General features: G+C 60.2%; 1 protein-coding gene. It reads right to left on the bottom strand.

Translation table 11 applies throughout. The annotated features are described in order from the left end of the window. The coding region (locus tag GE543_RS27285; protein ID WP_218571934.1) for a glycosyltransferase family 2 protein at positions 1–251 on the bottom strand (251 nt) is incomplete at both ends.

Raw genomic sequence — 251 nt, 5'->3', positions numbered from 1 at the left:
AGCAGAGCAGCGGAGCCCTGCTCACTTCAACGCCAATGTTGCGCGCATTGCCAGCGCCCAGCTGTAGCCCATCTACCACATGCGCCCATGCATGCCCGCGTGTGTCAATGGGCTCGCCGCTGTCGTTGACGACAATGCACTCCCAGCTATCGGTATCCTGGGCTATCAGGCTGTCAAGCGCGTCAATCAGGTATCGGCCATGTCCTGGGCCTACGGGGATAATCACCGATACGGCGGGTGCCTCATAGTGT

Source organism: Pseudomonas sp. SZ57 (assembly GCF_009495975.1).
Lineage (GTDB): Bacteria > Pseudomonadota > Gammaproteobacteria > Pseudomonadales > Pseudomonadaceae > Aquipseudomonas > Aquipseudomonas syringae.
Note: the sequence above shows the minus strand (reverse complement) of the source record. Positions and strands in the feature narration are given on the sequence as shown.